We start from the raw sequence: 25,849 nt of genomic DNA, 5'->3' as shown, positions 1-25,849 counted from the left end.
TTTTAAGAGATTTCACCTTCTATTAATTTGTCAATTTGATGAATAGCATGTCTTAACAACGCATCTTCATCAGTTGTAATTGTTCTAAAATCAATGAAAATTTTATCATCTTGAACTCTAACAATTACTGGTGGCTCTTGCCTTCTAAACCATTCACTTAACTGATGGGCATGAGCTTCCTCTGAGTAAAGCTTAATTCCGTAAGAAGGTAACACGACATTTGGTAAGGTACCTCCACCTACTTGTGACTCCATGGTACCTACTTCAATTTGCAGATGATTTAACGCAGGTTGACTATCAATAAAATGATTGACTTGAGATCTGATTACATCCTGATTTCTTAATGTATCACGCAAAGTCGGTATGTCTTGTACTGTTTGATTATTATTTAATAGTATCAACCTTAACGTTTCTTCAAGTGCAGCATAACTCATCTTATCTACTCTAAGAACACGTGCTAGCTGATGTTTTTTAAGTTGGTCGATCCACTTTTTCTTACCTACAATAATTCCAGCCTGTGGTCCTCCAAGTAATTTATCTCCACTAAATGAAACAAGGTCCACTCCTGCTTGAATAACTTGATGCACAAGTGGTTCACGACCAATTTGATATGCGTTTAAATCGTAGACTAGCCCACTCCCTAAATCTTCATAGTAAATGAGATTATGCTTAGAAGCTAATTCTGCTAAATCTTCACGATTAACAGATGCCGTAAAACCTTCTATGTGAAAATTACTAGTATGTACTTTCATCAGCATATTTGTTTGCTCAGAGATCGCTTCCTTAAAATCATAAAGATGGGTCTTATTAGTCGTTCCAACTTCTTTAAGTATAGCACCACTTTCTTCCATGATAGATGAAACGCGAAAACTACCACCAATTTCAACCAACTCACCTCTAGAGACAATGGTTTCAAATCCCTTAGCTAATGCTGATAGAATCATAAAGACGCTGGCTGCATTGTTATTAACAACCATAGCTGCCTCGGCACCTGTTAACTCGGTCAGGTAGGATTCTACTATGTCATGCCTCGAGCCACGCTCTCCTTGACTAATGTTATATTCCAACGTTGAATAAGATTGAGACACATTAACAACATGATCAACCACACTTTTTGATAACCTTGCCCTTCCTAAGTTGGTATGCAAAACAGTCCCAGTCCCATTAATCACGGGTTGTAAATTATGACGTAGATAGTCTTTTGCAGCCATGATAACTTGCCGGATAATATAATCTTTTATTTCTACCTGGTTATTAAAAGATTTCTTGCCACTAACCATTGTTTCCCTTGTATTAGCTACTATCTCCTGGAGGGTTGATTTTAATCTATCATTTGAAATTTCATCATTCTCTATTATTTTAACTATGGATGGCTCCTGTAATAGTTCATGAATAGCTGGAATTTGTCGTAATTGTTTATTTACCATGGGAATCCCTCTTTTATCTCGAACTAAAACTAACTTAAAGTCGTTTTAACTGATGATATAATAAATGCCCACCGTGGAGACAACATTTATCCACCACTGATGGGCTGATTGATTAAGCTTTAATCTGATTAATAATAGCTTCTGCTTCAGGAAAAACACCTTGGTCTAACTTTGAGTAAATCTTGTCATTATTGACTGTCACCTCAAAGGCTCCTCCTGAGGCTGGTATTAATTTCATTTCCGAAATTTCATGACGGAACTCTGTAAATAATTCATCTGCGAGACTCGCAGCTTTAGGTGCATAGTTTCACTGCATGCAAAATTCAATTGAAACTTTGTAACTCATATTACTTACCTCCCTGATTATTTATCTCTATTATTTACACTATAAAAGAATCTAGACATTTTCAATCATTTTAACTCGATTCAATTCATTTTATAGCAATTTTCTTTAAATTATAATAAAGTAAATGCTGGAGGTGATTTAGATGAAGCGAAGCGAAGACGAGATCATTCGTCTAACCTCACTATCCTCTAAAGCTGGTTGAGGTTGTAAACTCGCGCCAAGCGAATTGGCTCAAGTTTTGAGTCAAGTTGAAACACGTCAAAATCATGACGCCATGCTACTTAGTCAAGATCATTCTGATGATGCTGGAGTTTATCAAATTACGGATGATATAGCATTAGTACAAACGGTTGATTACTTCACACCTGTTGTCGACGATCCGTATATATTTGGACAGATCGCTGCTGCTAATGCGTTAAGCGATGTTTATGCTATGGGTGCCGAAGTTAAAACTGCGCTTAATATCGTTGGGTTCTCCGTTAAGAAATACGGTGCAAACGTTCTCGCTCAAATTTTACAAGGCGCTGAAGATAAAGTCTTTGAAGCAGGTGGAGCTATTATAGGAGGGCATTCAATAGATGATGATGAACCCAAATTTGGGTTGTCGGTGACAGGGGTTGCTCACCCGGACCATTTATATTCAAATGGTGGTGCACAAAGTGGTGACGTTCTAGTTCTTACTAAACCAATCGGCATCGGAATTGCAACAACAGCTATTAAGCGAGGAACCATTAAAGAACAAACGTCAGCTGAAGCCATTTATTGGATGTCTAAGTTAAATAAAGAAGCTTCTTTATTGTTAAAAGATTTTGATGTTCAGGCTGTTACTGATGTGACAGGTTTTGGACTGTTGGGTCACGCTTTAGAGATTGCCAAAGCAAGCGCTAAAACCTTAACTGTCTTCCAGGAATCTGTACCGATAATTAGTGGCGTTAAAGACTTAGTCCAACAAGGATCAGTACCTGGCGGCTCCAAAGCTAACTTGGAATGGCTTAAAGAAGATCTGAATGTTGCTAAACATATTTCAGAAGAGGATCAGCTAATACTTGCTGATGCAATTACATCTGGTGGGTTATTAATATCGATTAATAAAGAAGACTCTGAAGCTTATATCGAGCGATTAAACCAGATAGATGGTCAATACGCAACCATAATTGGAGAAGTCAATGATTTACAATCAACGTATCTAAAAGTTAGATGAAAGGTATTATTTCAAATGTGGTGGTGTAAAAATTTACACCACCTACTTATTACCCTTTTATTGCTAGAGCTTGGAAAAACCGAACTACTAGCTAGTGCGAATTCACTCTCAGGAAATGCACTTCACTTAAGTAGTGCATGGTTTGGGTTTAAAACTATTACATTTCGTAGGCTCAGCCTCTGCCCTGATGATCGTTGGCAACAACATTTTGGGGTAATCTCGTTTTTTATGACCAAAAACGTTTTTGCTCATCTCTTTTAGTAAATTTTAACTCATCTAATTTTTCTAAAAAGGGGATAAGGTATTTCCTGGAAACACCTAAGTAGTCTTTGGCTTCTTTTAATGTAAATGACTCTCCTGTTTGTTCCCTCAAGCCTTTTAACTGCTGCATAAAGGTTTGCTTATCTACCAGTAATTCTTCCGTTAATGCTATTAAATAATCGAAATGAATGAGATAACTTTTTAGGTCTTCAGCATCCTGTTTATTTAAATCAGTCGTATAATCCAAAAACGGTTTGACTTTAAGTTGATCTGTCTTCACTTGTTGAACAACCTGTTTGGCCTGCATTTGAATAGAACTTGGTATATGAGGCTCAAACTCTGGTAGTGTCATATAATGGTCAACCTGTTTAAAGACTCCTTGATCGATTAAATAATCCAGAATCTTTTTATTAATCGGTTGCTTTAACGGCATTTTTTGTATCAGTTCTGACTTATAAAGTCCAATTAATAAAGGCCTATGTTTATGAAAATCTTCTAGTTGATTGGTTATATCACTAGAAATCTCGTTAATCCAGTCAGTGGAAAATAAAAATGAATCAATTAGTAGCAATCTTCCATCAACCGATAATTGTTTCTTAAGATCGCGATAAGTATCTAAATCAAGGTTAATCGCTTTGATCAGTTCTTGTTGAGTGGCACCAGGATTTTCATTTAAAAAACGAATAATTAACTCATCACTACTAGATTGTGCTTTCTCATGTAAGGTTCTGATAGTTTGTTTTCCAAAACGATGTTTTTCAGCTTGTGCTTCAATGATCTTTCCTCCACCAATGGTTTCAACTGGAGTCGCGCGCCTTAGAACATAATAATCATCACGCATGGCAAAAATCGGATCATCTAGTTCAACTTGAGCATAAATTTGTTCATCATTAGATTCTAGCTTATTTCGGTCAAAGAATATGACTCGACCATATGTTTCACTTGTTCCTGTGTGGAATTTAATGGGAGCGCGTTGTTTAATGGCTGCCGTTAAATTAGGGCTGACTTTTAATTCAACATCAAGTCTTGAAGTAGATAAGGGTGATGAATGGCAAGTTAACACATCACCACGGTTAATATCCTCTAAATCAATACCTTTAAGAGCTATTGCTGTACGGTTCCCTGAATAAGACTGGTTAACATATTCACCAAAATGCTGAATGCTTCTAATTTGCGCGTTTTTATGTTGTGGCTGTATAGTTACTTGCTCGTTAACTTGAATCGAACCTTCAGCTATGGTTCCTCTTACCACTGTACCTGTTCCGTGGACATGGAAAGTTTGATCAATTGGCATTCTGAAGGTTCCCGTATTTTCTTTTTTAGGTAATGAGCTTAGTCGTTTATGTATAGCGTCTTTTAATTCTTTTATTCCTGTTTTAGAAATGGAATCAACTTGGAATAACGGTTGATTCTCAAAAATAGTCCCCACCATCTGTTCTTTAAGGTCGCTAATGACGATCTCTTTTAAGTCTTCCTCAACAGTATCCGCCTTGGTCACAACAATGAAAGCTTGTTTAATCTCTAGGTAAGTTAATATTTCCATATGTTCAATGGTTTGAGGCATAACCCCTTCATCGGCAGCAACAACTACCAAGGCTAAATCTATATTAGCTACTCCTGCAATCATCTGCCTGATAAAACGTTCATGACCAGGTACATCAATAATAGAAACAGACTGATGTGGATCAATCCATAATGGTGCATAACCTAACTCGATCGAGATTTTTCTATCTTTCTCTTCTTGCAGTCGGTCGGTATTATAACCAGTTAGAGCTTTAGTTAATTCCGTTTTTCCATGATCGATATGACCAGCCATACCGATTGTATAATTTTGATTATCCATTTATACACCAACTATCTATGATGGAAAGATTATTTTAAAAGTACTTCCTTTTGGTTCGCGATCTTCAATATGTAAGTCGGCTTGGTGATTTTTAAGAATTCCTAGTGTTACCATTAAACCTAGACCTGTTCCGGTTTCTTTAGTCGTTATAAATGGTTCACCTAATTTTTCTTTAACAACATCAGGAACGCCTTCACCTTCGTCACTTATCTCAACTACTAAAGATCCTTCATATTTAACCTTAACCTCAATCATACCAGAATCTTTCATTGCCTCAATCGCATTTTTGATCAAGTTAATAAAGACCTGTTTAATTTGTGAACGGTCACAATGAAGATAGTATTCATCAACAAATGTTTCTAAAGTTACTTCTTTATCCTCTCTTCTAGCTTGAGACCTCATTAACATACAGACTTCCTCTAACATCGTGACAATGTTAGCTTCCTCGAATTCTTCAGGTGATGGTTTAGCAATATATAATAATTCTGAGGAAATGGATTCAATATTTTCTAGTTCCCTTTTCATTATTCTAAGGTAGGCTTCTTTACCCTTGGTACCTGATTCTAATAATAATTGAAGAAACCCTTTTAATGAAGTAATAGGGTTGCGGATTTCATGGGCAACGCTTGCAGCTAATTGACCGGCTGTAGATAGTTTTTCAGAGTTAACTAGTAACTGTTGTGCTTGCTTTTGCTCAGTGATATCGATAGTCTCACTAATATAGTATAGTTGTTCAAGGTCTGTACTATATATTTTCCCCATATGTACTTGACAATCTACATATCTACCTTCGCTGTGTCGTACTTGGATTTCATGCCGTTGCTTACTTTCGTTTGACATTTGATTTATTAATCCTCTGACACGGTCGTGTTCCTCTGGGTGGATAATATCAAAAATATTAGTGCCAATTAACTCTTGCTTTTTATACCCAAGTACACGTTCAACTGATGACGTCGTATAAATGATATTAAACGATTCATCATAGAGTGTTTTTACTGTCATCGAATGCTGATCGAACCACTTATGTATAGGTTCTAGTAAATCTTCCTTCTCAATGCTATTTACGATTTCTCTTATATCTGAAAACGTTAGAGGTTCGTTCATTGTCGAGTAAATCCTCCTTAAAAAGAGCGAATTTATTACAAAGTATGATGCGACATAACAAAATATAACAACCAATTTTATTTTACCTAACTTATGTACAATTGTCTAAATTTTCACGTGAATATATTTCCATATACTGAATCATTATAATAGATTTTTTCATTTGCGCAACTATTAGGTCGTATGACGTCTTATAATTGCCTTTAATCTTGTAAGGTTGTATAATATTTTTGGAGATTTAAAGATATGGGGCTGGTTACATTGCTGGTGCATGTCGCGGTCTTCAAAACCGTCTGGGAGGCACGTGCTGTCTTCGGTGGGTTCGATTCCCACACAGTCCCGCCAAATTTAAACTTCACGAAGTGAGTGAAAGTATATGTCAACGATAGTAGGAATACTGCTAATTATTTGGTCGTTTATCATGTTAGGTCTACTGACAATTGGTGGCTATTTTATGTTTCGGAAATTCCTAAAAAAACTACCAAAAGAAGATGGCAAATCAATTATTGATTGGGAAGAATATTACGTAAACGAAACAATTGACTTATGGAGTGAAGATAAAAAAGCACTTCTTAACGAACTTGTAGAGCCGGTTCCTGAGCTGTTTAGGGATGTGGCTAAGCAAAAAATCGGAGCCAAGATTGGCCAATTAGCTTTAGAAAGAAAGGCTAATGCTATCACATTAGACCTCTTGATTGAAGGTTATATTTTGGCAACTCCAAGACGTGATCATAAGTTCTTGGTTAAACGCTTAAATGAAAAAGAAATTGATTTTTCACCCTATGAACATTTATTAGAAAAAGAAAATTAAAACAGGAGTTAGCTAGTGCTAACTCCTGTTTTTTCTATCATTTCATCTCTTAATTTTAAAAACTTCTTTAACATGACAATTCGCCATGTCACTAGCATCGCAAATGCTAAAATGTAAAACATGGCACTCATCTCACCAACGGAAATATCATGCCCTAAAATAGTTTTAAATGTAATCCTTCCAATTAATAAACCAATCAATATAAAACCTAATGCTTTTGAAGGTTTAAGGTAAATTTGTTCTTCTCTTATTTCAAAGTGGGAAGTATAAATTAATAAAACGGAAAACAAGATCCCAACAGCTGCTGCTTCAATGACCTGAAGCCAGCCAATTTGAAAATAAGGAAAAAAGAACATAAGTGCACCTGAACTCATAAACAGTGGTGGTAAGATGATTTTTTTGACAGATGCAGGTCTCTTCGCTGCTCGCATTCGAACAATAATCATGGCGCTAGCCATAAACACTGCACCAATACTTATTAAACCTGCTACTATGGGATGGTCAAGTATAGAAAACATTATGCTTTTGCCTTTTCTTCCTTCTCTTCGTCATCATCGGTTGCAATGGTTAAAATGATCGTCATCGTCACCCCAACAACAGCTAAATAGACACCTAAATCAAAAATTAACGCTGTTGCTAACTCGGTTTTCCCGAAGATAGGTAATTCAAAATAATCAAAAGCCTGAGTTAAAAAAGGTGCTCCGAATAATAATGCACCAAGACCTGACAATGTTGCAATTAATAAACCAACAACAAACATAGTTAAGAAGTTTACTGGTAGGATCTTCTCGATTTTCTCATATCCATAAGTTATATACATGAGAATAATAGCAGCTGCTGTCATTAGTCCACCGATAAATCCGCCACCTGGTGCGTTATGACCTGCAAAGAATAAGTAAATTGAAAAGCCTAACAAAATAAATGCAATTATTTGTGTCATTGTTTTAAGGATTAAGTCATTCGTATGTGCCATTAGAAATCCCCTTTGTCTTTGTAAGCTAAATCAATTTTTATTATATGCTATTATCTGCAATCGTTCAATCTTAAAACCCATAGAATCCAAATAAACCAGCTAAATGAGCCGTTAGAATTCTTAGCCAGTCAAAGAATAATGCTACTCCAAGAACAATTAAAATGTATCCCCCAATCTTAACAATCTTTTGGGAATTACGTTTAATCCAGCCCATTTTTCCAATAAAGAATGACATGATAAAGAATGGAATTGAGAATCCAAGTGAATAGGCTGTCATTAAGATGACACCTGATTCAGGATTAGTAGCAGCTAAAGCAAACACTGCTGCTAGAATTGGTCCAGTGCATGGAGTCCAACTCATTGAAAAAGCCGCTCCAATCAATAAAGAACCTAAATATCCAGATGGTCTATTTTTGAAAGTAACTTTTCGTTCTTTCATTAAGAATTCAAAATTGAAAAAGCCAATCATAACGAATCCGAAGAAAATAATTAAAAGAGCACCTAATTGTCTAATTAAGTCCCTGTATGTGTAAAGTATTTCACCAATATAGTAGGCTGAGAAACCTAACATAATGAAAATTGACGAAAATCCAATTAAGAAAAATAGTGTATGTAACATACTTCTCTTTCTTAAAATCGCTTTATCATTTTTTAACTCTTCAACACTCATCCCTGTCACATAAGATAAAAAGACTGGGTAAAGTGGTAACACACACGGTGAAATAAACGATAGAAATCCGGCACCAACTGCTAAAAATATGTTAACTTCCACGTGAATCTCTCCTTACTATCTAACACTACAACCTTCTATCTACCACCATCGTAACAGAAATTGAAAGGATTGATGGCCTTAAAGCTTGACGGTTTTATGAAGAATTAGAAAAAGGGATGAACTAAACAAAAGTTCACCCCTTTTCTAAGGTTTATTTTTTACCATTATTGTCCATCTGTTGAGACATTGAACGCATCATTTGATTAATTTTCTTCTGAGATGGCTTTTGTCCCATTTGCATCATCATTGTACGTAACATTTGCTCATTTATTGGTGGGTTTTTCTTTAGATAACTCATCATTGTCTTACGAGCAATGAAAAATCCTAAAACTAAACCTAGTACCAACGTAGCAATAGCAATTAATACAACCCATATTATATCCATTGCTTAAACTTCCTCCTATCTAGTTGTCTTTATACAGTATAGTAAAACAACTGAATAATGACAATAGAATTACAAATTATAATTAGCTTTTTTTGCTAACGGTAAGATCCACCCACATTCTTGTGCTTCAAAATTCACAACAAATACATAGGGGTGATACTCTTTAATATACCTGAAAAATAGTTGATCTGCATCTATTAAGGAGTCTGCATATACATCAATAGCATAACCATTTTGAACGACTTTCATTTCTTGTCCATTGCCTTTAATCGTTAGTTCATGGCACTCTTGATTTACTGAACGTTCAATTACATAATCTAAATGATGTGATAAAAAATGCTGAGTAATCTCCTCTATATTAATCTCCTCTAAAACAAAACCTACCTGCTTTAAGCTAGATCGGTCTTGTAGCTTCCCGTAGTGATATTGTGATAAGAACCGGTAGAGTATATCTACTTTATAATAAAAGTGCACCGCGTAAATCGATTTAAAAAAATATAAGGAATATTGATACATCATTCGGCCTCCTTTAAGGCTAAGCGTATCAATATTCCATTAAGAATTTTGTCACTTTTTAAATCATTTATATTAAAAATATTGTAACAATCTGTTTAAGTGTGTGAGTTTATTTGTTTAACAAATCTTTAGCACGTTTGACAACATTTTCAACAGTGAATCCGTATTTCTCCACCACTTCGCCTCCAGGAGCTGAAGCACCAAATGTGTCGATTCCTAGAATATCTCCATCTAATCCAACATAGCGTTCCCATCCTAATGGTGTCGCCATTTCAACTGCAAGACGAGCTTTCACATTTGAAGGTAAGACGGTTTCTTTGTATTCAGTTGACTGTTGCTCAAAACGATCCCATGATGGCATGCTAACAACTTGTGCGTCAATTCCTTCTTCTTTTAACTGCTCGCTTGCTTTATGAACAAGTTGAACTTCTGAACCGGTAGCTAATAATAGTATGTCTGGTTGCCCTTGATCAGCTTCTTTTAGAACATATGCACCACGTTTCACGCCTTCTTTTGCTAACTCATTTGTTCTCGGCAAAACAGGTAATCCTTGTCTTGTTAAAACAAGCAGTGTTGGCTGATCTTTAGATTCAACTGCTAATTCCCAAGCAGCTTTGGTTTCATTAGCATCCGCCGGTCTGATTACCGTTAGGTGTGGAATTGCTCGTAACGCTGGTAGGTGTTCTACTGGTTCGTGCGTTGGACCATCTTCACCTACTGCAATAGAATCGTGTGTTAACACATAAGTCACTGGTGTACCCATTAACGCCGATAGTCTGATTGCAGGACGTAGGTAATCACTGAAGACAAAGAATGTTCCTCCAAATACTTTAACTCCACCGTGCAATGCCATACCATTGAGTGCTGCTGCCATTGCAAACTCTCGAACTCCAAACCAAATGTTTCGACCACTATAATCTGTTGGTTTAAAGTCATCTTCACCTTTTAAAGCGGTTTTGTTTGAACCTGCTAAGTCTGCACTACCACCAATTAGGTTTGGTACACTATTAGCAATTGCATTTAAAACTTCACCAGAAGCGGCACGTGTTGCTAACGCTTTTGAATGCTCATCATAAGTTGGTAAATCAGCATTCCACTGTGCTGGCAACTCACCACTGATCGCTTGTTCAAATTCTTGAGCAAGCTCTAGATGCGCCTCTTTATATTGTTTAAGTAATTCGTTCCACTTGTCTTCTGCTTGCTGACCTCGCTCTTGAACTTTCTCTTTAAAGTCAGCTTTTACTTCCTCAGGTACATGGAAATCGTCCTCATAATCCCATCCATAATGCTCCTTTGCAAGCTTAAGCTCGTCTTCACCTAAAGGAGCACCGTGTGAGTCTGACTTACCTGATTTATTAGGTGAGCCATAGCCAATAACCGTCTTAACTTCAATCATAGTTGGTTGTTCAGTATTAGCCTTCGCTTCTTTTAAAGCTTTTTCAATTTCTTTAGTGTCATTTCCGTCTTCAACACGGATCACTTGCCATCCATATGCTTTATAGCGATCTTCAACACTTTCAGAGAATGAACGATTTAAGTCACCATCCAGTGAAATATCATTAGAATCATACATAACAATAAGCTTACCTAATTTTAGGTGACCAGCTAATGATGCTGATTCTTGAGATACACCTTCCATTAAATCCCCGTCACCACAAATGGTATATGTGTAGTGGTCAACTACCTCGTGATCAGCAGTATTATATTTAGACGCTAAGAAACGTTCTGCCATTGCCATACCTGTTGCCATCGCAATTCCTTGTCCTAACGGTCCAGTAGTCGCTTCTACACCATCAGTATGCCCAAACTCAGGGTGACCTGGAGTGTTAGAACCCCATTGGCGGAAGTTTTTTAGATCTTCAATAGTAACGTTATAGCCAGATAGATGTAGTAACGAATAAAGAAGCATAGAACCGTGTCCAGCAGATAAAACAAAACGGTCCCGGTTGAACCATGAAGAATTATTTGGATTTTGGTTCATCACCTTAGTCCAAAGAGTGTATGCCATTGGTGCCGCGCCCATCGGCATTCCAGGGTGACCAGAATTAGCCTTTTCCACCGCATCAATTGTTAATGTTCTTATCGTGTTAATAGATAATTGTTCTGTGTTTGTCATTCTTTTTTATTACTCCCTTCAAATCCTACTATCATTTTCATTTTATTTCCTTTGACTCGTTTCTATTGTAACAAAAACTGACAAGGAATATTGGTGACAATTTAATGTTTTTTATTTTTTTCTTGTTCGTCTTTTAACTTTTGTGGGGTCACATCTGTACCTTCTGGATCAACCACCTTCATAGAATGTAATTGGTTTTTAAATGAATTCCTAAACGACTGTAAATACTCCTGTCGTAATTCCTTTTGTTCTTTTTCTTCTGTTTTTGTTAACCCTTCTGTTTTCTTTTTATTAGCTAACTCATTAATCCTCTTAATTTTATCTTGTGATAACATGCTTAATCTCCTTTAATTTATAGGTTTCCGATTATGATTAAATCAATTCCTACATTATTCTATCGTTTCATATAATCGATGACAAGAATTCTGAATGGTACACGAACGAATGTTTGTTTTTCGAACGAATTATTGCTATAATAATCCATAATAGATTGATGGATATATACGTACATAATAACAAGCTACTTGTATTTGAAATTGACCATGGGGTGAGTAGAATGACAAAGTTATCTAAGAGACAAAAAGAAATTTATGAATTTATTTCAAGCGAAGTGAAAGCAAAAGGTTATCCACCATCCGTTCGAGAAATAGCTGAAGCAGTTGGATTAGCCTCTAGCTCCACTGTTCACGGCCATTTATCCCGACTTGAGGATAAAGGTTATATCCGCCGCGATCCCACGAAACCTCGAGCAATAGAGATCACTTATGATGACGGGGAAGCCGTTCATGAGCGTCAAGCCATGTACGCGCCGTTAATTGGTAAGGTAACCGCCGGGGAACCCATTACAGCAGTTGAGAATGTAGAGGAGTATATCCCTATTCCAAACAACTTCTCAACGACAGAGGATGACGTTTTTGCTTTATCTGTTCAAGGGGAAAGTATGATTGAAGCAGGCATCCTAGATGGAGATGTCGTGATTGTTAGAAAACAAGCTACAGCATCAAATGGTGAAATTGTCGTCGCAATGACTGAAGAAGACGAAGCTACTGTCAAACGATTTTTTATCGACCAAGACAACTATCGTCTAGAACCAGAAAACCCAACGATGGAGCCGATTATTCTTGAGCAAGTAACGATCCTTGGTAAAGTGATCGGGTTATATCGCGATATTGATTAAGCAATTAAAAAGAGTTTGCTACCGTTTCTCCGGTGAAGCAAACTCTTTTTAATTAGTAGAAAATGGCCACTAAACTGAACCATCTTATTCAAAGTGGCCCCCTATCTTTTTCCCACGATCTAGCGCAATACCACCCGATGTATAACTACTAGCTCTAAGTAAGGAGGTTGACCCAAATCGCTCTCGAACTTGATCGATAGCCTGATACAGTTGTTTATGCTGATCCCTTTTTTCAAACAAACTAAGCTGTGTCCCACACTCGTCGGTTAAATTAGTTAATGTCACAGATGCTTTTCTAATGTGGCAGCCTTCTTCATAGAATCGGTCAAATAACTGTAAGCACACTTGATACATTTCCCAGGTATCATTTGTCGGCACATCGATTGAAATCGATCGACTGAACCCCCCTCCATATTCACTAGCGTAGCTGATCGATAAATGAATCGTCTTTCCCTCTTTTTCATCTTTCCTCGCTCGCCTACAAGCTTCTTCACATAAATCTAATATACAAGCATAAATTTCGTCTTTTGTATAATCACGAAGTAATGTTACCCCGTGTCCATATCCTTTTTGTTCGGTTTTCGTAAAATTACCCGTCACTGGACTTAAGTCAATCCCCCACGCATGCCAGTAAAGTTGTTCGCCAATAACTCCAAAGCGTTTTTTTAAAATAGATTTAGAATAATTCGCTAAATTCCCCAATGTGATAATTCCCATGCGATTTAAGTGGGTCATCAAACGTGAACCAATCCCCCAAACCTTCTCGACTGGGATAGGCCAAAGTAAGTCACTTACATCTTCATAACGACACTCGCTAATTCCCTGCGAATTCTTCTTAGCATGAATATCCATCACCACTTTAGCTAAAAATTTATTATCACCGATCCCGATGACGGACTCAATGCCAAACTGCTCACGAATGCTCGCTTGAATTTTTTGGGCTATTTGGTAGGGAGACCCATGCAAGCGCTCAAGTCCATCGACTGTTACCCACACTTCATCAACTGAATAAACATGGATGGCTTCTTTAGGGACAAAGCGCAGCATCAACTTGGTGATTTCTAGAGAAATCGTTAAATAATCGCCCATATGCGCATTGGCAATAACTAAATTAGGATCTTTAGGTAACTCAAAATAGCGACTAACATTACTAATTCCGTGTTTCTTCTTTAGAGCTGGTGAGGCAGCTAATACAATGCTTCCACTTCTATCAGGGTCCCCCACCACAGCAAGCAAAGCCTTTTGTGGATCTAACCCTCTTTTCATGCATTCGACACTGGCGTAAAACGAACGCATATCAATACATAATACGTGATGTCTGGGATAAGGCGTATAATCCACCATAGGACCTCCCTCTTATAAACTGATTTGTTTAATAGTAGCTATTCTGATTGATTGACGATCTCCCTGCTTGGTTTCAAGTCTAACCGTTTGTGGTTCAACCTCTAAATTCAGCACTTTCCCAACCAAATGGTGGTAATGCCCTTGGAGAAAATAAGTTACCTGAACATACGACTGCTCTTGATAAGCTTGCGACAGCAGAAAAGCGTATTCTTCTATTTGCTGTTCATCAAGTAGTGGTTGTTTTTCCACTTCCTCTTCTCGCCACACTTCCTGCAAAGCTTTAACATGTTCTGGTAGCATAAGCGAAGCCCACTTAATGCTTCCACGGTCATGGTGCATATTTTACGCCTCCATTCGCTTTTGTTGTCGGTACGGATAAATGGATAAAATGTTTTCCTTCTTAAATGATCTAACCTGGCGTCTGGTATAACAAAAAGCTAAGATCCTCTCTTCTTCCTCTCGAACAACTCGGATGATACGCTGAGTTAATTGACCTTGGATATCCATGTAGATCATTTCTAATATTTGTTTACTGATTACAGAGTTATGAAAGAAATTTCCCATAGCTTTCACCTCTAAAAGAACATTTGTTCGTATTATACCACGTTCCGAAAAAAGTAACAAACTTCACTGTTTAAATAGTGCAATAGTCCTCGTCTAACCAACTAAAACCCCAGTTAGAGGACAGTAAAGAGTCCCTAACTGGGGTTAGAAGCAGTTAAAAATGACACACATTTCTGGTATATAATTTTCAACATGAGTTTTTATTCCACACTTAATTGAAGTAAGAAAAACCCTTAACACGGATTGTGTCAAGGGTTAACCATATTAATAAGTACTTAAATACTGCTCGCGCTCCCACGGGTGAACTTGTGTGCGGAACATATCCCATTCAATTTCTTTAGCTTCTAAGAAGTGCTCTAATAAATGGCCACCTAACGCACCCTTAATAACATCATCTTCTTTTAGTTTTTGAAGTGCGTCATAAAGTGTTGCTGGTAAGTCCTGAACACCATTTTCTTCTCTTTCCTCTTTATCCATAACATAGATATTGCGATCTACTGGTTCTGGAGCAGTTAAATTATTTTCAACACCGTCTAATCCAGCTGCAAGCATAACGGACATAGCCATATATGGATTTGCTGATGGGTCCACACTACGAACCTCAATACGTGTACTTAGACCTCTAGAAGAAGGCACACGTACTAACGGGCTACGGTTTTGACCGGACCAAGCAACATAACAAGGTGCTTCATAACCTGGAACCAACCGTTTATAAGAGTTGACAGTTGGGTTTGTAACGGCCGTAAAGTTAACTGCATGCTTAATAATCCCTGCAGTAAATTGATGTGCTACTTCACTTAATTGTTCATCGGCATTTTCATCAAAGAATGCATTCTCTTTTCCTTTAAATAAAGACATGTTAGCATGCATTCCTGATCCGTTAACACCGAATAATGGTTTTGGCATGAATGTTGCATGTAATCCGTGTTTACGAGCAATCGTTTTAACCACTAGTTTAAACGTCTGAATATCATCACAATGTTTAATGGCATCGGAATATTTGAAATCGATCTCGTGTTGACCAGGTGCGACCTCATGGTGTGACGCTTCAATTTCAAAGCCCATTTCTTCTAATTCTAAAACGATGTCACGGCGACAATTCTCACCTAGGTCGGTCGGAGCTAGGTCAAAATAGCCACCCTTATCATTTAACTCCATTGTCGGTTCACCAGTTTCATCTAATTTGAACAGGAAGAATTCTGGTTCAGTACCAATGTTAAAAGCAGTGAAGCCTAACTTCTCCATACGCTCGATGTTACGCTTCAAATTATAACGAGGGCAACCCTCAAACGGAGTGCCATCAGGATTGTAAATGTCACAGATAAAACGTGCGACTTTACCTTTTTCAGATGTCCACGGGAATACAACAAATGAATCTAAATCTGGATGTAGTAGCATATCGGATTCTTCGATACGTACAAACCCTTCAATCGATGATCCATCAAACATCATTTTGTTATCTAGTGCTTTATCTAGTTGACTTAATGGAATCTCTACATTTTTGATCGTTCCTAGAAGATCAGTAAATTGTAACCGAATAAATTTCACATTCTCTTCTTCGATTCGCTTGTAAATCTCTTCTCTAGTAAATTTTGACAAAACAAATTGCCTCCCTAAAGATTTTTTTATTATTAATGGTAGAACCGAGATAGTTCTCCCTTAACAATAGATGAATGATTTAAGTAACCTGATTCTATGAGCTCTCGTCTTAGCATTTTGTGAAGATCTTTTTCAGATATGTCCTCTCTCATGGTAACTTCTTCTTTATGTTTAATTGGCTCTTGTTGTTCACTTTTAACTTTTAAAACCTGCTTAATTCCAGCTAAGTTAACACCTTGATCGATCAGTTCTTTAATCTCCAATAGGCGATCGACATCATAAAATGAAAATAATCGTCTATTACCTTTCGATCGAACAGGAGTCACTAACCCTTTCTCCTCGTAGTATCGAACTTGTCTTGCAGTCAGTTCTGTTAGTTCTGTCACGATACTAATCGGAAACAATGGCATTGACTTTCGATCTGAATAAGTCATATCAACACCTCCAACTTGTTAAATAGTATATAATACGTCACCAAACATGTCAACAGATGTTAGAAAAGTTAACATAAAAAATAAGAGGTTATGCAACTCACTGTGCAAAACCTCTTATCATTATTTTGATGTCGTTAAAGATAGTGAGCATAACGCTTCGGTAATCGCCAGTTTAACATGTTCGTAAGTTAATCCACCTTGAACATATAACGTATAAGGTTCCCGAATCGGACCATCTGCTGTTAACTCTAAGCTTGCCCCTTGAATGAACGTACCTGCCGCCATAATCACATCATGATCGTAACCTGGCATATAACTTGGCTCAGGAGTGACATAGGCATTAATTGGTGATTGTTGTTGAATCTTTTGGGCGAACTGAATCATTTCCTCTTTTGTATTAAAAGTAACTGATTGAATTAAATCAGTTCGTTCAGCATCATAACTAGGAGTGGTTGCGAATCCGTGTTTACATAACAATGTTGCGGTAAAGTAAGATCCTTTTAGTGCCTCACCAACAGTGTGTGGTGCTAAAAATAAGCCCTGAAACATTTCTTGCAAACTATTTAACGTAGCGCCAGCTTCTTTACCAAGCCCAGGAGCTGACAACCTATTGGCACATCGCTTAATTAGATCTTGCCGACCGACAATATACCCCCCTGTTCTAACAATTCCGGCTCCAGGGTTTTTAATTAATGAACCAGCTATAATATCAGCCCCAACATTGGTAGGTTCATCAACCTCCACAAACTCACCATAACAATTATCAACAAAGACGATGGCATCTGATTTAATTGATTTGACATATTCTATCATCTTTTTAATATCATCAACTGAAAATGAAGGTCGATTAGCATAACCTTTTGATCGTTGAATGGCAATGACTTTAGTGTGTTCTGACATATAGTCCTTAATTAAGTCTCTTTGTACTTCACCTTGTGTATTTAATGGGATTTCACGATACGTTATTCCGAAGTCAGTCAATGAGCCGTCAACCTGCTGTTTATGACCGATAACGCTTTCTAAAGTATCGTATGGGGCACCCGTTATTGATAATAATTCATCTCCAGGCCTTAATAATCCGAATAAAGTGGTTGAAATGGCATGTGTACCTGAGATGATCTGAGGCCTAACTAACGCATCTTCAGCTCCAAAGACTTCAGCGTATAATTCTTCTAATTTCTCCCGCCCTAAATCATCATAGCCATATCCAGTTGTAGGGGTAAAGTGAACATCACTTACATTTAACCTTTGGAAAGCTTTTAACACTTTGTTCTGATTATATGTGACAAGTCGACTAATTTCGTTAAAACGTTCGTTAAGTTCCGCTTCTGTTTCTTGAATCATTACTAATTGTTGTTCTTCCATGTTGAATCACTCACTTTGCGTTATATTGGTATATAGAGGTGAGTCCTTAGAGACAAACCCTTCAATCACATATGTTTCATCGTCTTCATTAAATGTCTCTGTCGTAATGATAGTATCTCTTTTAAGTTGATTGATCAGTTTACCTTTACTGCTTTTTAATTTCACCTCATAGCTTTCCCACACATCCATTAACGTCTGTTCAATTGTTAGTTTAAGACGGTGTAGATCTTCATTATCTAATGCACTCATCAAAATGTGTGGTGTAGTATAAGGAATAAATGATTCAGAATTTAAATCTGATTTATTATAAACAGTTAATATTGGTATATTACCGGCCCCTAACTCATTTAAAATCTCGTGAACTGTTTTTTCATGTTCAACATAATGACGGTTAGAGCAATCCACTACGTGTAGAATAAAGTCTGCTTCAATCACTTCTTCTAGCGTTGAACGAAATGCTGCTATTAGGGTTGTAGGAAGTTCTTGAATAAATCCAACTGTATCAGAAATTAACGGCTGAAAACCACTCGGCAACGTTATTTTACGAGTCATCGGATCTAACGTTGCAAATAATTTATCTTCAGCTAGCGATTCAGTTTGAGTTAACCGGTTAAATAAAGTTGATTTCCCCGCGTTTGTATAACCGACAATCGAGATTTGAAAAGCAGAATTCTTCTTACGTCGCTCACGGTATTGTTGTCGCTGTTTAACGACCTGGTCAATCGCACGTTTAATCTCTGTTATTCGCCTTCTAATATGACGACGATCGGTTTCTAATTTTGTTTCACCTGGACCACGTGTACCAATACCACCACCCAATCGTGATAAGGCAACTCCTTGTCCATGTAATCGTGGTAATAAGTATTCTAGTTGTGCCAATTCCACCTGCAGCTTACCTTCTTTTGTTCGGGCGCGCATAGCAAAAATATCTAAAATAAGCTGTGTTCGATCAAGCACCTTAATCTCCAAGTGCTCAGAAAGGTTCCGAGCTTGTGAAGGTGAAAGTTCACTATTTACAATTGCAATATCAATTTCTTGTTCAGAGACAAATTCTTTAATTTCTTCAACTTTCCCAGTTCCAATGTAAAGGGCTGAATGTATTTGATCGCGTTTTTGGATAAATGTTTCAACCACCTCAGCATTAACTGTTAAAGCTAGAGCTTTTAGTTCATCCATGGATGTATGAAAAGATTCTTCACTCTGTTTTCCTGTATGACAGCCGATTAAGATTGCTTGTTCTTTCAATATAAAGTCTCCTTTGTAAGTCTGATTCCATTATAAGCATTATTAACAAAATTTCCATCTTTATTAGCATTTAGTTTAATTATAGTGTTGTTTATGTGTAGTCAGTAAACGCTTCGCAAGGATCGCCAGCAAGATTATTGGAGAATTAAGTGTTTATTAATGAATGAGTGATTTTATTATTGAATAGGCGACCTTATTAATGAATACGAGCTTTAATTGATGAATCGCGTTTCATAGTTGATGAATACACATGATTAATTGCTGAATTACCAACATTAATTGCTGAATCCTCCATTTTATTAAGGAATCGAATACAAACTAACATTAACCTTCACATTTGATAGATGATGTTCGTTCACTAGTTTTGTGTCTGTCCCAATGAAGTTACGAGCAATTCGATGGAGTGAAGCACTCTCGATGACGTTTTACCCTCGTGTGAAGCGCAAAATGTAAGAAAGAAGCACTCTCAATGACGTTTCACCCTCGTGTGAAGTACAAAATGTAAGAAAGAAATACTCTCGATGACGTTCTGCCACCGTTTGATATGGAAAACGTCATTGAGAGGCAACGACTAATCCAACCTAACTGCACATCCTATGAGCTTAGCCATGGCATTTGAACCAATCCAAAACGAATAAGCCTATCACTTAATAGTGATAGACTTACGAGAAGCAAAAAACTATAAAAATTATGAATCCAACTCAATATTCTTAACAGGTGCGAATGTTGAAATGGCATGTTTAAAGATGAGTTGTTGTTTACCATCCGTTTCAATTAAAATCGTAAAATTATCAAATGACTTAATGATACCTCTTAATTGAAACCCATTAGTTAAAAATACTGTTAACTGCACCTTCTCTTTTCGCAATTTGTTCAAATAGGCATCCTGTACATTAGTAGAACTTGCCATACGAATCCTCCTCTGTCTATCTAATATTATATTTATTCGTTTAATTTTTCCAAAAATCCTGCTAGATTTGAAAAAATTAACTCAAAAGTTTCCAAATAATGATCAGGGTCGACTTGATACCAATGAACATCTGGTATCTTATTACGATAATATGTCAATTGCCTTTTAGCAAAGCGACGAGTATTTTGTTTAATCTGGTTTACTACTTGTTCTAACGGCTGGTCTTCTTCGAAATAAGGAATAAACTCCTTATACCCTATTCCTTGCATCGCCTGAACATCACCACCAAATTTCTCATATATCCTTGTCACTTCTTCTAATAAACCCTCTTCCATCATCAGGTCAACCCGTTTATTAATTCTTTCATATAATAGTTGACGGTCCATGTCTAAACCGATGATATAAGGTGTATAAGGCGACTCGTTAGATTGTTTAGCTTCATAATCTGACATCGGTAATCCTGTTCGTTCATACACTTCTAATGCTCGGACAACTCGTCTAATATTATTCGGGTGAACCTTACTAGCCTGTACTGGATCTACTTGCTTGAGTTTTTCATAGTATGGCTCAACTCCATTTTCCTTTATGTCTTGAATAGCCGCTTCGACATACTGATCGTCTCTTTTAGCATCGGAAAAATTAAAGTCATAAATAGCAGATTGAATGTAGAAACCAGTTCCACCAACTACTACAGGTAACTTCCTTTTGTTTTTTAGTTGATTAACCTTTTCAGATAGATCATTTTTAAACGAAGCTGCCGAGTAAGAATCTGTTGGTGAAAGTTGATCAATTAGATGATGTGGAATTCCTTCAGCCTCTTCTTCAGTTACTTTTGCCGTACCAATATCAAAACCACGATAAAATTGCATGGAATCCCCATTAATAACCTCACCATTAAATCGTTTGCATATTTCAATACCTAATTTAGTTTTTCCAACCGCTGTTGGACCGATGACACTAATAACAATTGGTTTCACGATGTTCCCTCTCTTATTACATAATTCGTTTAAACATACGTTGTAGCTCATAATCACTAAAATGAACTACAATCGGTCGACCATGTGGACATGTGAAAGGATCATGGCAGGTTCTAAGTTCGTTAAGTAAGTATTCCATCTCATCACGATTTAAGTAGTGATTAGCTTTAATAGACCGTTTACAGGACATAAGGATTGCTGCTTCTTCCCGAATCTTTTCCAAATCAATTGATTTACCTTCTATTAATTCCTCTATCATATCACGAATAATTTGTTCTTCTTCACCAGTTGGAAACCAACTAGGATAAGACCTTACTATAAAGCTATTATCTCCAAAAGGTTCTAAAAATAAGCCTACTTTTTCCAATTCTTGACCATTTTCTTGTATACTGATGGCTTCTTGTGGTGTAAATTCAAACGTTAATGGAATAGCCAATTCCTGTACCTCTTTAATCGGTTGACCTAGCTGCTTCTTATAGAATTCATATTTAATCCGCTCTTGTGCAGCGTGTTGGTCAATCATATAAAGGCCTTGTTCATTTTGAGCGAGAATATAAGTTCCATGTAATTGACCAATCGGACTCAAATATGGTAAACGTTCTCGTTCTTCTTTAAAATGATAAGATTCTACTTTTTCTTGTTGTTCGTGACTGTCATTAAGATCGGACTCAGATTCTAGTTGATTTACATCTTCAAACAATTGTGATGCATCGCCAAATTCCTCAGTTTTCTTTGTTAGTGGTGTATCAAAAGAATCTACACGCTCCTGAACCGCTTCACCCTGTTCAGGTTTATTAACACCTAAGGAAAAATCAAGTGATTCTTGCTCAGATTTTTCTTTTGGCTGTTTAGAAGCTTCAGGAATTAGACGTTGTCTATGGAGAACGTGGTAGACTGCTTCTTTTATGACTTCAAATAACTCTTTCTCTTTACTAAAACGAACCTCAGTCTTGGCTGGATGAACGTTGACATCAACTAGATAAGGATCCATCTCAATTTGTAACACAACTACTGGATAACGCCCAATAGGTAAAAATGTATGATACCCATCAAGAATTGCCTTATTTAAAAACGGGTTTTTAATATACCTTCCATTAACAATTAACGAAATGTAGTTGCGATTAGAACGGGTAATTTCTGGTTTACCAATGAAGCCTTTCACATGATAATCTAGGGAAGTCGTTTCTACTGGTAGCATATTTTTTGCAATCTTCATTCCATATATCTGCTGAATCACTTGTAGTAACTGACTATTACCAGGTGTAAAGAATAACCGTTTATGGTTGTGATCACATTCGAAGCGAATCTCCGGATGAGCAATCGCCATACGGTTAATCACATCTGTTATATGTCCTAACTCAGTATGGACAGTCTTTAAATACTTCAATCGCGCAGGGGTGTTGTAAAATAAGTTTTCAACGTTTATTTCAGTTCCTTTTCGTTTAGTATGTTTTTGCTCACTGATTAGATTTCCTCCGTGTATAACTAATTCTTTTCCAGTCTCTGTGCCTGTGGATGTTCTTAAGGTGAGCTGGCTAACAGAGGCGATACTCGCTAGGGCTTCTCCTCTAAAACCTAAGGTACTTACACGAAATAAATCTTGCTCATCTCCAATTTTACTCGTTGCATGACGGTAAAATGCCGTTTCAACGTCATCATTTTCGATTCCGTCTCCATCATCAATGATTTTTATCGAACGTAAACCAGCCTCTTCTAACTCAATTCTTATCCAACTACTGTTGGCATCGATACTATTCTCTAATAGCTCTTTTACAACTGATGCTGGTCGTTCAACGACTTCACCAGCTGCTATTTTATTAGATAATGCTTCTGGTAGTTCAATAATCTTACCCATTCTACACTTCCTTTAATCTATCTTTTTCTGAAGTTGATATAACACGTTCATTGCATCCATAGGTGTCATGTTTAATAAATTTAACTGTTTTAGTTCATTTACAACATCTTCATGTCCATGATCATGCTTTGGTTTAGTTTCACCTTCAAATAATGTCATCTGTTCTTCTTGAATTTGATTAGAGTCTTTCGTGTCGCCATTTTCAAAACTGGCAAGCAACTCGTTTGCTCGGTTGATAATATCCTCTGGTAACTTTGCTAATTTGGCTACGTGAACACCATAACTTTGATCGGCTTTACCTGGTTTAATATGGTGTAAAAAGACGACCTCTCCATCTTCTTCATCCACCTCAACATGAACGTTGCGTAGTTGAGATAGCGTATTTTCGAGGTCCGTTAATTCATGATAATGTGTTGCAAACAAAGTTTTGGCTCCAACATGATCGTGTAAATGTTCAACAATTGATTGTGCTAAAGCTATACCATCATAGGTACTCGTCCCTCGCCCTATTTCATCAAACAGTATTAAACTTTTACTCGATGCGTGGCTAACTGCATGTTCTGCTTCTAACATTTCTACCATAAACGTACTTTGACCAGATACTAGATCATCAGCTGCACCAATCCTTGTAAACACTTGATCGAATACAGGTAATATTGCATGAGTAGCAGGGACAAAACAACCAATTTGTGACATGATCGCAATTAGCCCAAGTTGGCGCATATACGTACTTTTACCAGCCATATTGGGTCCGGTGATTAACAGAATGTTTGTATCCTGCTCCATCTCAATATTATTCGGTACAAATTGATCTTGCATGACCTGTTCAACAACAGGGTGTCTTCCGTCTTCAATATGGAGATTCTGCTCTTCATTTAATATAGGTTTAATGTAATTGTTCTGTTCACTGACAACTGCTAAACTTATAAGGACATCAATCTTACTGATCTGTTCAGCTAACTTTTGAATAACAGGAATATATTCTTTTATTTGTTCTCGAATCTTAATAAATAGCTCGTACTCTAAAGACGTACTCTTTTCTTTAGCTTCGAGGATTAATCGTTCTTTTTCTTTTAATTCTGGTGTAATAAATCTCTCAGCATTGGCTAATGTTTGTTTACGTTCGTATCTTGATAGATCAATTTGATTTAAATTGGCTTTTGTCACTTCAATATAGTAACCAAAGACTTTGTTATAGCCAACTTTAAGTGATTTGACACCTAACCTTTCTCTTTCGCTTGCTTCTAACTGAGCTACCCAAGCTTTTCCGTTTCTTGATGCTTCACGATACTCATCAAGCTGTGCATTAAAACCATCTTTAATAATATCTCCTTCGGTAATTGAGATCGGTGGTTCGTCATGAATACTACGGTTAAGTAGATCATAGATTTCCTGAAAAACGGAAATATCACCTAATAGGGATGTGACAGAATGAGATTCAATTTGATCAAGCACCTGCTTTAAGGATGGCAAGACGGATAGAGATTTCTTCAATTGAATTAAATCACGCGCATTGACATTACCATAGGATACTCGCCCTGATAAACGTTCAAGATCATAAACTTGTTTTAAACGCTCCCGGATCTCCTCACGTTCAAAAAAGTGAACCATAAACGACTCAACTTGTTCGTGACGTCTTTCAATAGCGTCCTTTGACAACAAAGGACGATCAAGCCACTTCTTCAATCGTCTAGCTCCCATCGCTGTTGATGTTTGGTCCAAGACCGATAATAAGGTCCCCTTTTGACTATGATCTCGAATTGATTCCATTAGCTCCAAGTTGCGTTTGGAATACAAGTCTAATTTCATAAACTGTTCTATTGGAATATACTCAACACGTTGTAAGTGTGTTAAATACCGTTTCTGAGAATGATAGATATACTGGAATAGTCGACCAAAACCTTCAACCAAATGAACATCTTCTAAATTTTCTACTAAATAGAGATAATCTTCAGGTATCTCACTTTTATCTTGGAACGATAAAGTCACATTTAAATAATGAATAAGTGAATGTTTATAATCTTCATTAAAATTTTCTGAAACAACGATTTCCTTGACTGGTCGATTATATAACTCACTTAATACATCTTTAAAACGACCAGCCATTTGACTAACAGAGCATTCGCCTGTTGATAAATCGGTATAAGCAATGACAAAAGATGTCGCCGAATGTGTAATAGAGGCAATAAAATTGTTCTCTGTTTCATCTAACATTTTGCCTTCCATAATAGTACCGGGAGTAATGACTTGTACGACTTCGCGCTTGACGACTCCTTTGGCGGTTTGTGGGTCTTCAACTTGTTCACAAATCGCTACTTTGTAACCTTTGTCTATTAACGTTTTTATATAGCTTTCTGCCGAATGAAAAGGAACACCACACATTGGAATCTTCTCATTACCTGCATCGCGTTTAGTTAACGTGATTTCTAATTCTTTGGCAGCCTTTAACGCATCATCAAAGAATAATTCATAGAAGTCCCCTAAACGAAAAAATAAAAACTCATCTTTATATTCGGATTTGACTTGTAAGTATTGTTCAATCATTGGCGTATATTTGGCCATTTCTATGTATCCCCCAATTGTTGATCTCTATTGGCATTATAGCATAGATTTTTATGTCGATT

General features: G+C 36.9%; 24 protein-coding genes, 1 tRNA gene and 1 pseudogene. 4 read left to right on the top strand and 22 right to left on the bottom strand.

Features of this window, described 5'->3' with window-relative positions:
- Positions 1-2: 2 nt before the first annotated feature.
- Both selA and HWQ49_RS02010 read right to left on the bottom strand, forming a co-directional pair.
- Positions 3-1,427 carry an L-seryl-tRNA(Sec) selenium transferase gene (gene selA, locus HWQ49_RS02015; RefSeq protein WP_188205898.1) on the bottom strand — a complete coding sequence of 475 codons (1,425 nt, stop codon included), beginning with the start codon at positions 1,425-1,427 and terminating at the stop codon, positions 3-5.
- A gap of 112 nt (positions 1,428-1,539) precedes the next feature.
- Positions 1,540-1,722, bottom strand: a pseudogene (locus HWQ49_RS02010) (Rdx family protein); the annotation flags it as partial.
- Between the two features lie 193 nt (positions 1,723-1,915).
- On the opposite strand from HWQ49_RS02010, the gene selD reads away from it, so the two are divergent.
- Entirely contained in the window at positions 1,916-2,974 is a 1,059-nt protein-coding gene (gene selD / locus HWQ49_RS02005) for a selenide, water dikinase SelD (protein ID WP_188205897.1), read from the top strand.
- A gap of 226 nt (positions 2,975-3,200) precedes the next feature.
- On the opposite strand, the gene selB is transcribed toward selD, so the two are convergent.
- Complete coding sequence (gene selB / locus HWQ49_RS02000; RefSeq protein ID WP_188205896.1) at positions 3,201-5,078, bottom strand: selenocysteine-specific translation elongation factor; 1,878 nt, start codon at positions 5,076-5,078, stop codon at positions 3,201-3,203.
- Between the two features lie 15 nt (positions 5,079-5,093).
- Positions 5,094-6,182 carry an ATP-binding protein gene (locus HWQ49_RS01995; RefSeq protein WP_188205895.1) on the bottom strand — a complete coding sequence of 363 codons (1,089 nt, stop codon included), beginning with the start codon at positions 6,180-6,182 and terminating at the stop codon, positions 5,094-5,096.
- Positions 6,183-6,430: 248 nt separating this feature from the next.
- Between HWQ49_RS01995 and HWQ49_RS01990 the strand changes: the two genes are divergently transcribed.
- Together HWQ49_RS01990 and HWQ49_RS01985 are read left to right on the top strand one after the other, a co-directional pair.
- Positions 6,431-6,527, top strand: a tRNA-Sec gene (locus HWQ49_RS01990).
- A gap of 31 nt (positions 6,528-6,558) precedes the next feature.
- Positions 6,559-6,993, top strand: a complete 435-nt coding sequence (locus tag HWQ49_RS01985) for a DUF2621 family protein (RefSeq protein WP_188205894.1) — start codon at positions 6,559-6,561, stop codon at positions 6,991-6,993.
- Positions 6,994-7,001: 8 nt separating this feature from the next.
- On the opposite strand, the gene HWQ49_RS01980 is transcribed toward HWQ49_RS01985, so the two are convergent.
- The 7 genes from HWQ49_RS01980 to HWQ49_RS01950 form a co-directional block, all read right to left on the bottom strand.
- The gene (locus tag HWQ49_RS01980) at positions 7,002-7,511 is read right to left on the bottom strand and encodes a CcdC family protein (protein ID WP_188205893.1); all 510 of its coding nucleotides are present in this window, start codon (positions 7,509-7,511) and stop codon (positions 7,002-7,004) included.
- Positions 7,511-7,966, bottom strand: a complete 456-nt coding sequence (locus HWQ49_RS01975) for a Na(+)/H(+) antiporter subunit B (RefSeq protein WP_188205892.1) — start codon at positions 7,964-7,966, stop codon at positions 7,511-7,513. The genes HWQ49_RS01980 and HWQ49_RS01975 overlap by 1 nt, the downstream gene beginning before the upstream one ends.
- Positions 7,967-8,036: 70 nt before the next feature.
- Entirely contained in the window at positions 8,037-8,744 is a 708-nt protein-coding gene (locus tag HWQ49_RS01970; protein WP_188206504.1) for a cytochrome c biogenesis CcdA family protein, read from the bottom strand.
- Between the two features lie 145 nt (positions 8,745-8,889).
- A complete protein-coding gene (locus HWQ49_RS01965; RefSeq protein ID WP_188205891.1) occupies positions 8,890-9,123 on the bottom strand; it encodes a YneF family protein in 234 nt (77 codons plus the stop codon).
- A 69-nt stretch (positions 9,124-9,192) separates the two neighbouring features.
- The gene (gene sirA / locus HWQ49_RS01960; protein WP_188205890.1) at positions 9,193-9,639 is read right to left on the bottom strand and encodes a sporulation inhibitor of replication protein SirA; all 447 of its coding nucleotides are present in this window, start codon (positions 9,637-9,639) and stop codon (positions 9,193-9,195) included.
- 109 nt (positions 9,640-9,748) lie between these two features.
- Positions 9,749-11,755: a transketolase gene (tkt, locus tag HWQ49_RS01955; RefSeq protein WP_188205889.1), complete on the bottom strand. Its 2,007-nt coding sequence runs from the start codon at positions 11,753-11,755 to the stop codon at positions 9,749-9,751.
- A 101-nt stretch (positions 11,756-11,856) separates the two neighbouring features.
- On the bottom strand, positions 11,857-12,090 hold the full coding sequence (locus HWQ49_RS01950; protein ID WP_188205888.1) for a DUF896 domain-containing protein: 234 nt from the start codon (positions 12,088-12,090) through the stop codon (positions 11,857-11,859).
- 221 nt (positions 12,091-12,311) lie between these two features.
- On the opposite strand from HWQ49_RS01950, the gene lexA reads away from it, so the two are divergent.
- Positions 12,312-12,932, top strand: a complete 621-nt coding sequence (gene lexA, locus HWQ49_RS01945) for a transcriptional repressor LexA (RefSeq protein ID WP_188205887.1) — start codon at positions 12,312-12,314, stop codon at positions 12,930-12,932.
- A gap of 84 nt (positions 12,933-13,016) precedes the next feature.
- Here the strand turns inward: lexA and HWQ49_RS01940 are convergent, their stop codons facing one another.
- The 11 genes from HWQ49_RS01940 to mutS form a co-directional block, all read right to left on the bottom strand.
- Positions 13,017-14,273: a DNA polymerase IV gene (locus HWQ49_RS01940; protein WP_188205886.1), complete on the bottom strand. Its 1,257-nt coding sequence runs from the start codon at positions 14,271-14,273 to the stop codon at positions 13,017-13,019.
- Positions 14,274-14,288: 15 nt separating this feature from the next.
- Positions 14,289-14,615: a YolD-like family protein gene (locus HWQ49_RS01935; protein WP_188205885.1), complete on the bottom strand. Its 327-nt coding sequence runs from the start codon at positions 14,613-14,615 to the stop codon at positions 14,289-14,291.
- 3 nt (positions 14,616-14,618) lie between these two features.
- Positions 14,619-14,840, bottom strand: a complete 222-nt coding sequence (locus HWQ49_RS01930) for a hypothetical protein (protein WP_188205884.1) — start codon at positions 14,838-14,840, stop codon at positions 14,619-14,621.
- A gap of 264 nt (positions 14,841-15,104) precedes the next feature.
- On the bottom strand, positions 15,105-16,439 hold the full coding sequence (glnA, locus tag HWQ49_RS01925) for a type I glutamate--ammonia ligase (protein WP_188205883.1): 1,335 nt from the start codon (positions 16,437-16,439) through the stop codon (positions 15,105-15,107).
- 32 nt (positions 16,440-16,471) lie between these two features.
- Positions 16,472-16,873 carry a MerR family transcriptional regulator gene (locus tag HWQ49_RS01920; protein WP_188205882.1) on the bottom strand — a complete coding sequence of 134 codons (402 nt, stop codon included), beginning with the start codon at positions 16,871-16,873 and terminating at the stop codon, positions 16,472-16,474.
- 120 nt (positions 16,874-16,993) lie between these two features.
- Complete coding sequence (locus HWQ49_RS01915) at positions 16,994-18,238, bottom strand: methionine gamma-lyase family protein (protein WP_188205881.1); 1,245 nt, start codon at positions 18,236-18,238, stop codon at positions 16,994-16,996.
- Positions 18,239-18,244: 6 nt separating this feature from the next.
- Positions 18,245-19,486 carry a GTPase HflX gene (gene hflX / locus HWQ49_RS01910; RefSeq protein ID WP_188206503.1) on the bottom strand — a complete coding sequence of 414 codons (1,242 nt, stop codon included), beginning with the start codon at positions 19,484-19,486 and terminating at the stop codon, positions 18,245-18,247.
- A 685-nt stretch (positions 19,487-20,171) separates the two neighbouring features.
- The gene (hfq, locus tag HWQ49_RS01905; RefSeq protein ID WP_188205880.1) at positions 20,172-20,393 is read right to left on the bottom strand and encodes an RNA chaperone Hfq; all 222 of its coding nucleotides are present in this window, start codon (positions 20,391-20,393) and stop codon (positions 20,172-20,174) included.
- A gap of 32 nt (positions 20,394-20,425) precedes the next feature.
- Positions 20,426-21,370, bottom strand: coding sequence for a tRNA (adenosine(37)-N6)-dimethylallyltransferase MiaA (miaA, locus tag HWQ49_RS01900; RefSeq protein ID WP_188205879.1), 945 nt, complete (start codon positions 21,368-21,370; stop codon positions 20,426-20,428).
- A gap of 16 nt (positions 21,371-21,386) precedes the next feature.
- Positions 21,387-23,225 carry a DNA mismatch repair endonuclease MutL gene (mutL, locus tag HWQ49_RS01895; protein WP_188205878.1) on the bottom strand — a complete coding sequence of 613 codons (1,839 nt, stop codon included), beginning with the start codon at positions 23,223-23,225 and terminating at the stop codon, positions 21,387-21,389.
- 12 nt (positions 23,226-23,237) lie between these two features.
- Positions 23,238-25,787, bottom strand: coding sequence for a DNA mismatch repair protein MutS (gene mutS / locus HWQ49_RS01890; protein WP_188205877.1), 2,550 nt, complete (start codon positions 25,785-25,787; stop codon positions 23,238-23,240).
- Between the last annotated feature and the right edge of the window lie 62 nt (positions 25,788-25,849).

Source organism: Alkalibacillus aidingensis, assembly GCF_014595945.1.
Lineage (GTDB): Bacteria > Bacillota > Bacilli > Bacillales > Alkalibacillaceae > Alkalibacillus > Alkalibacillus aidingensis.
Note: the sequence above shows the minus strand (reverse complement) of the source record. Positions and strands in the feature narration are given on the sequence as shown.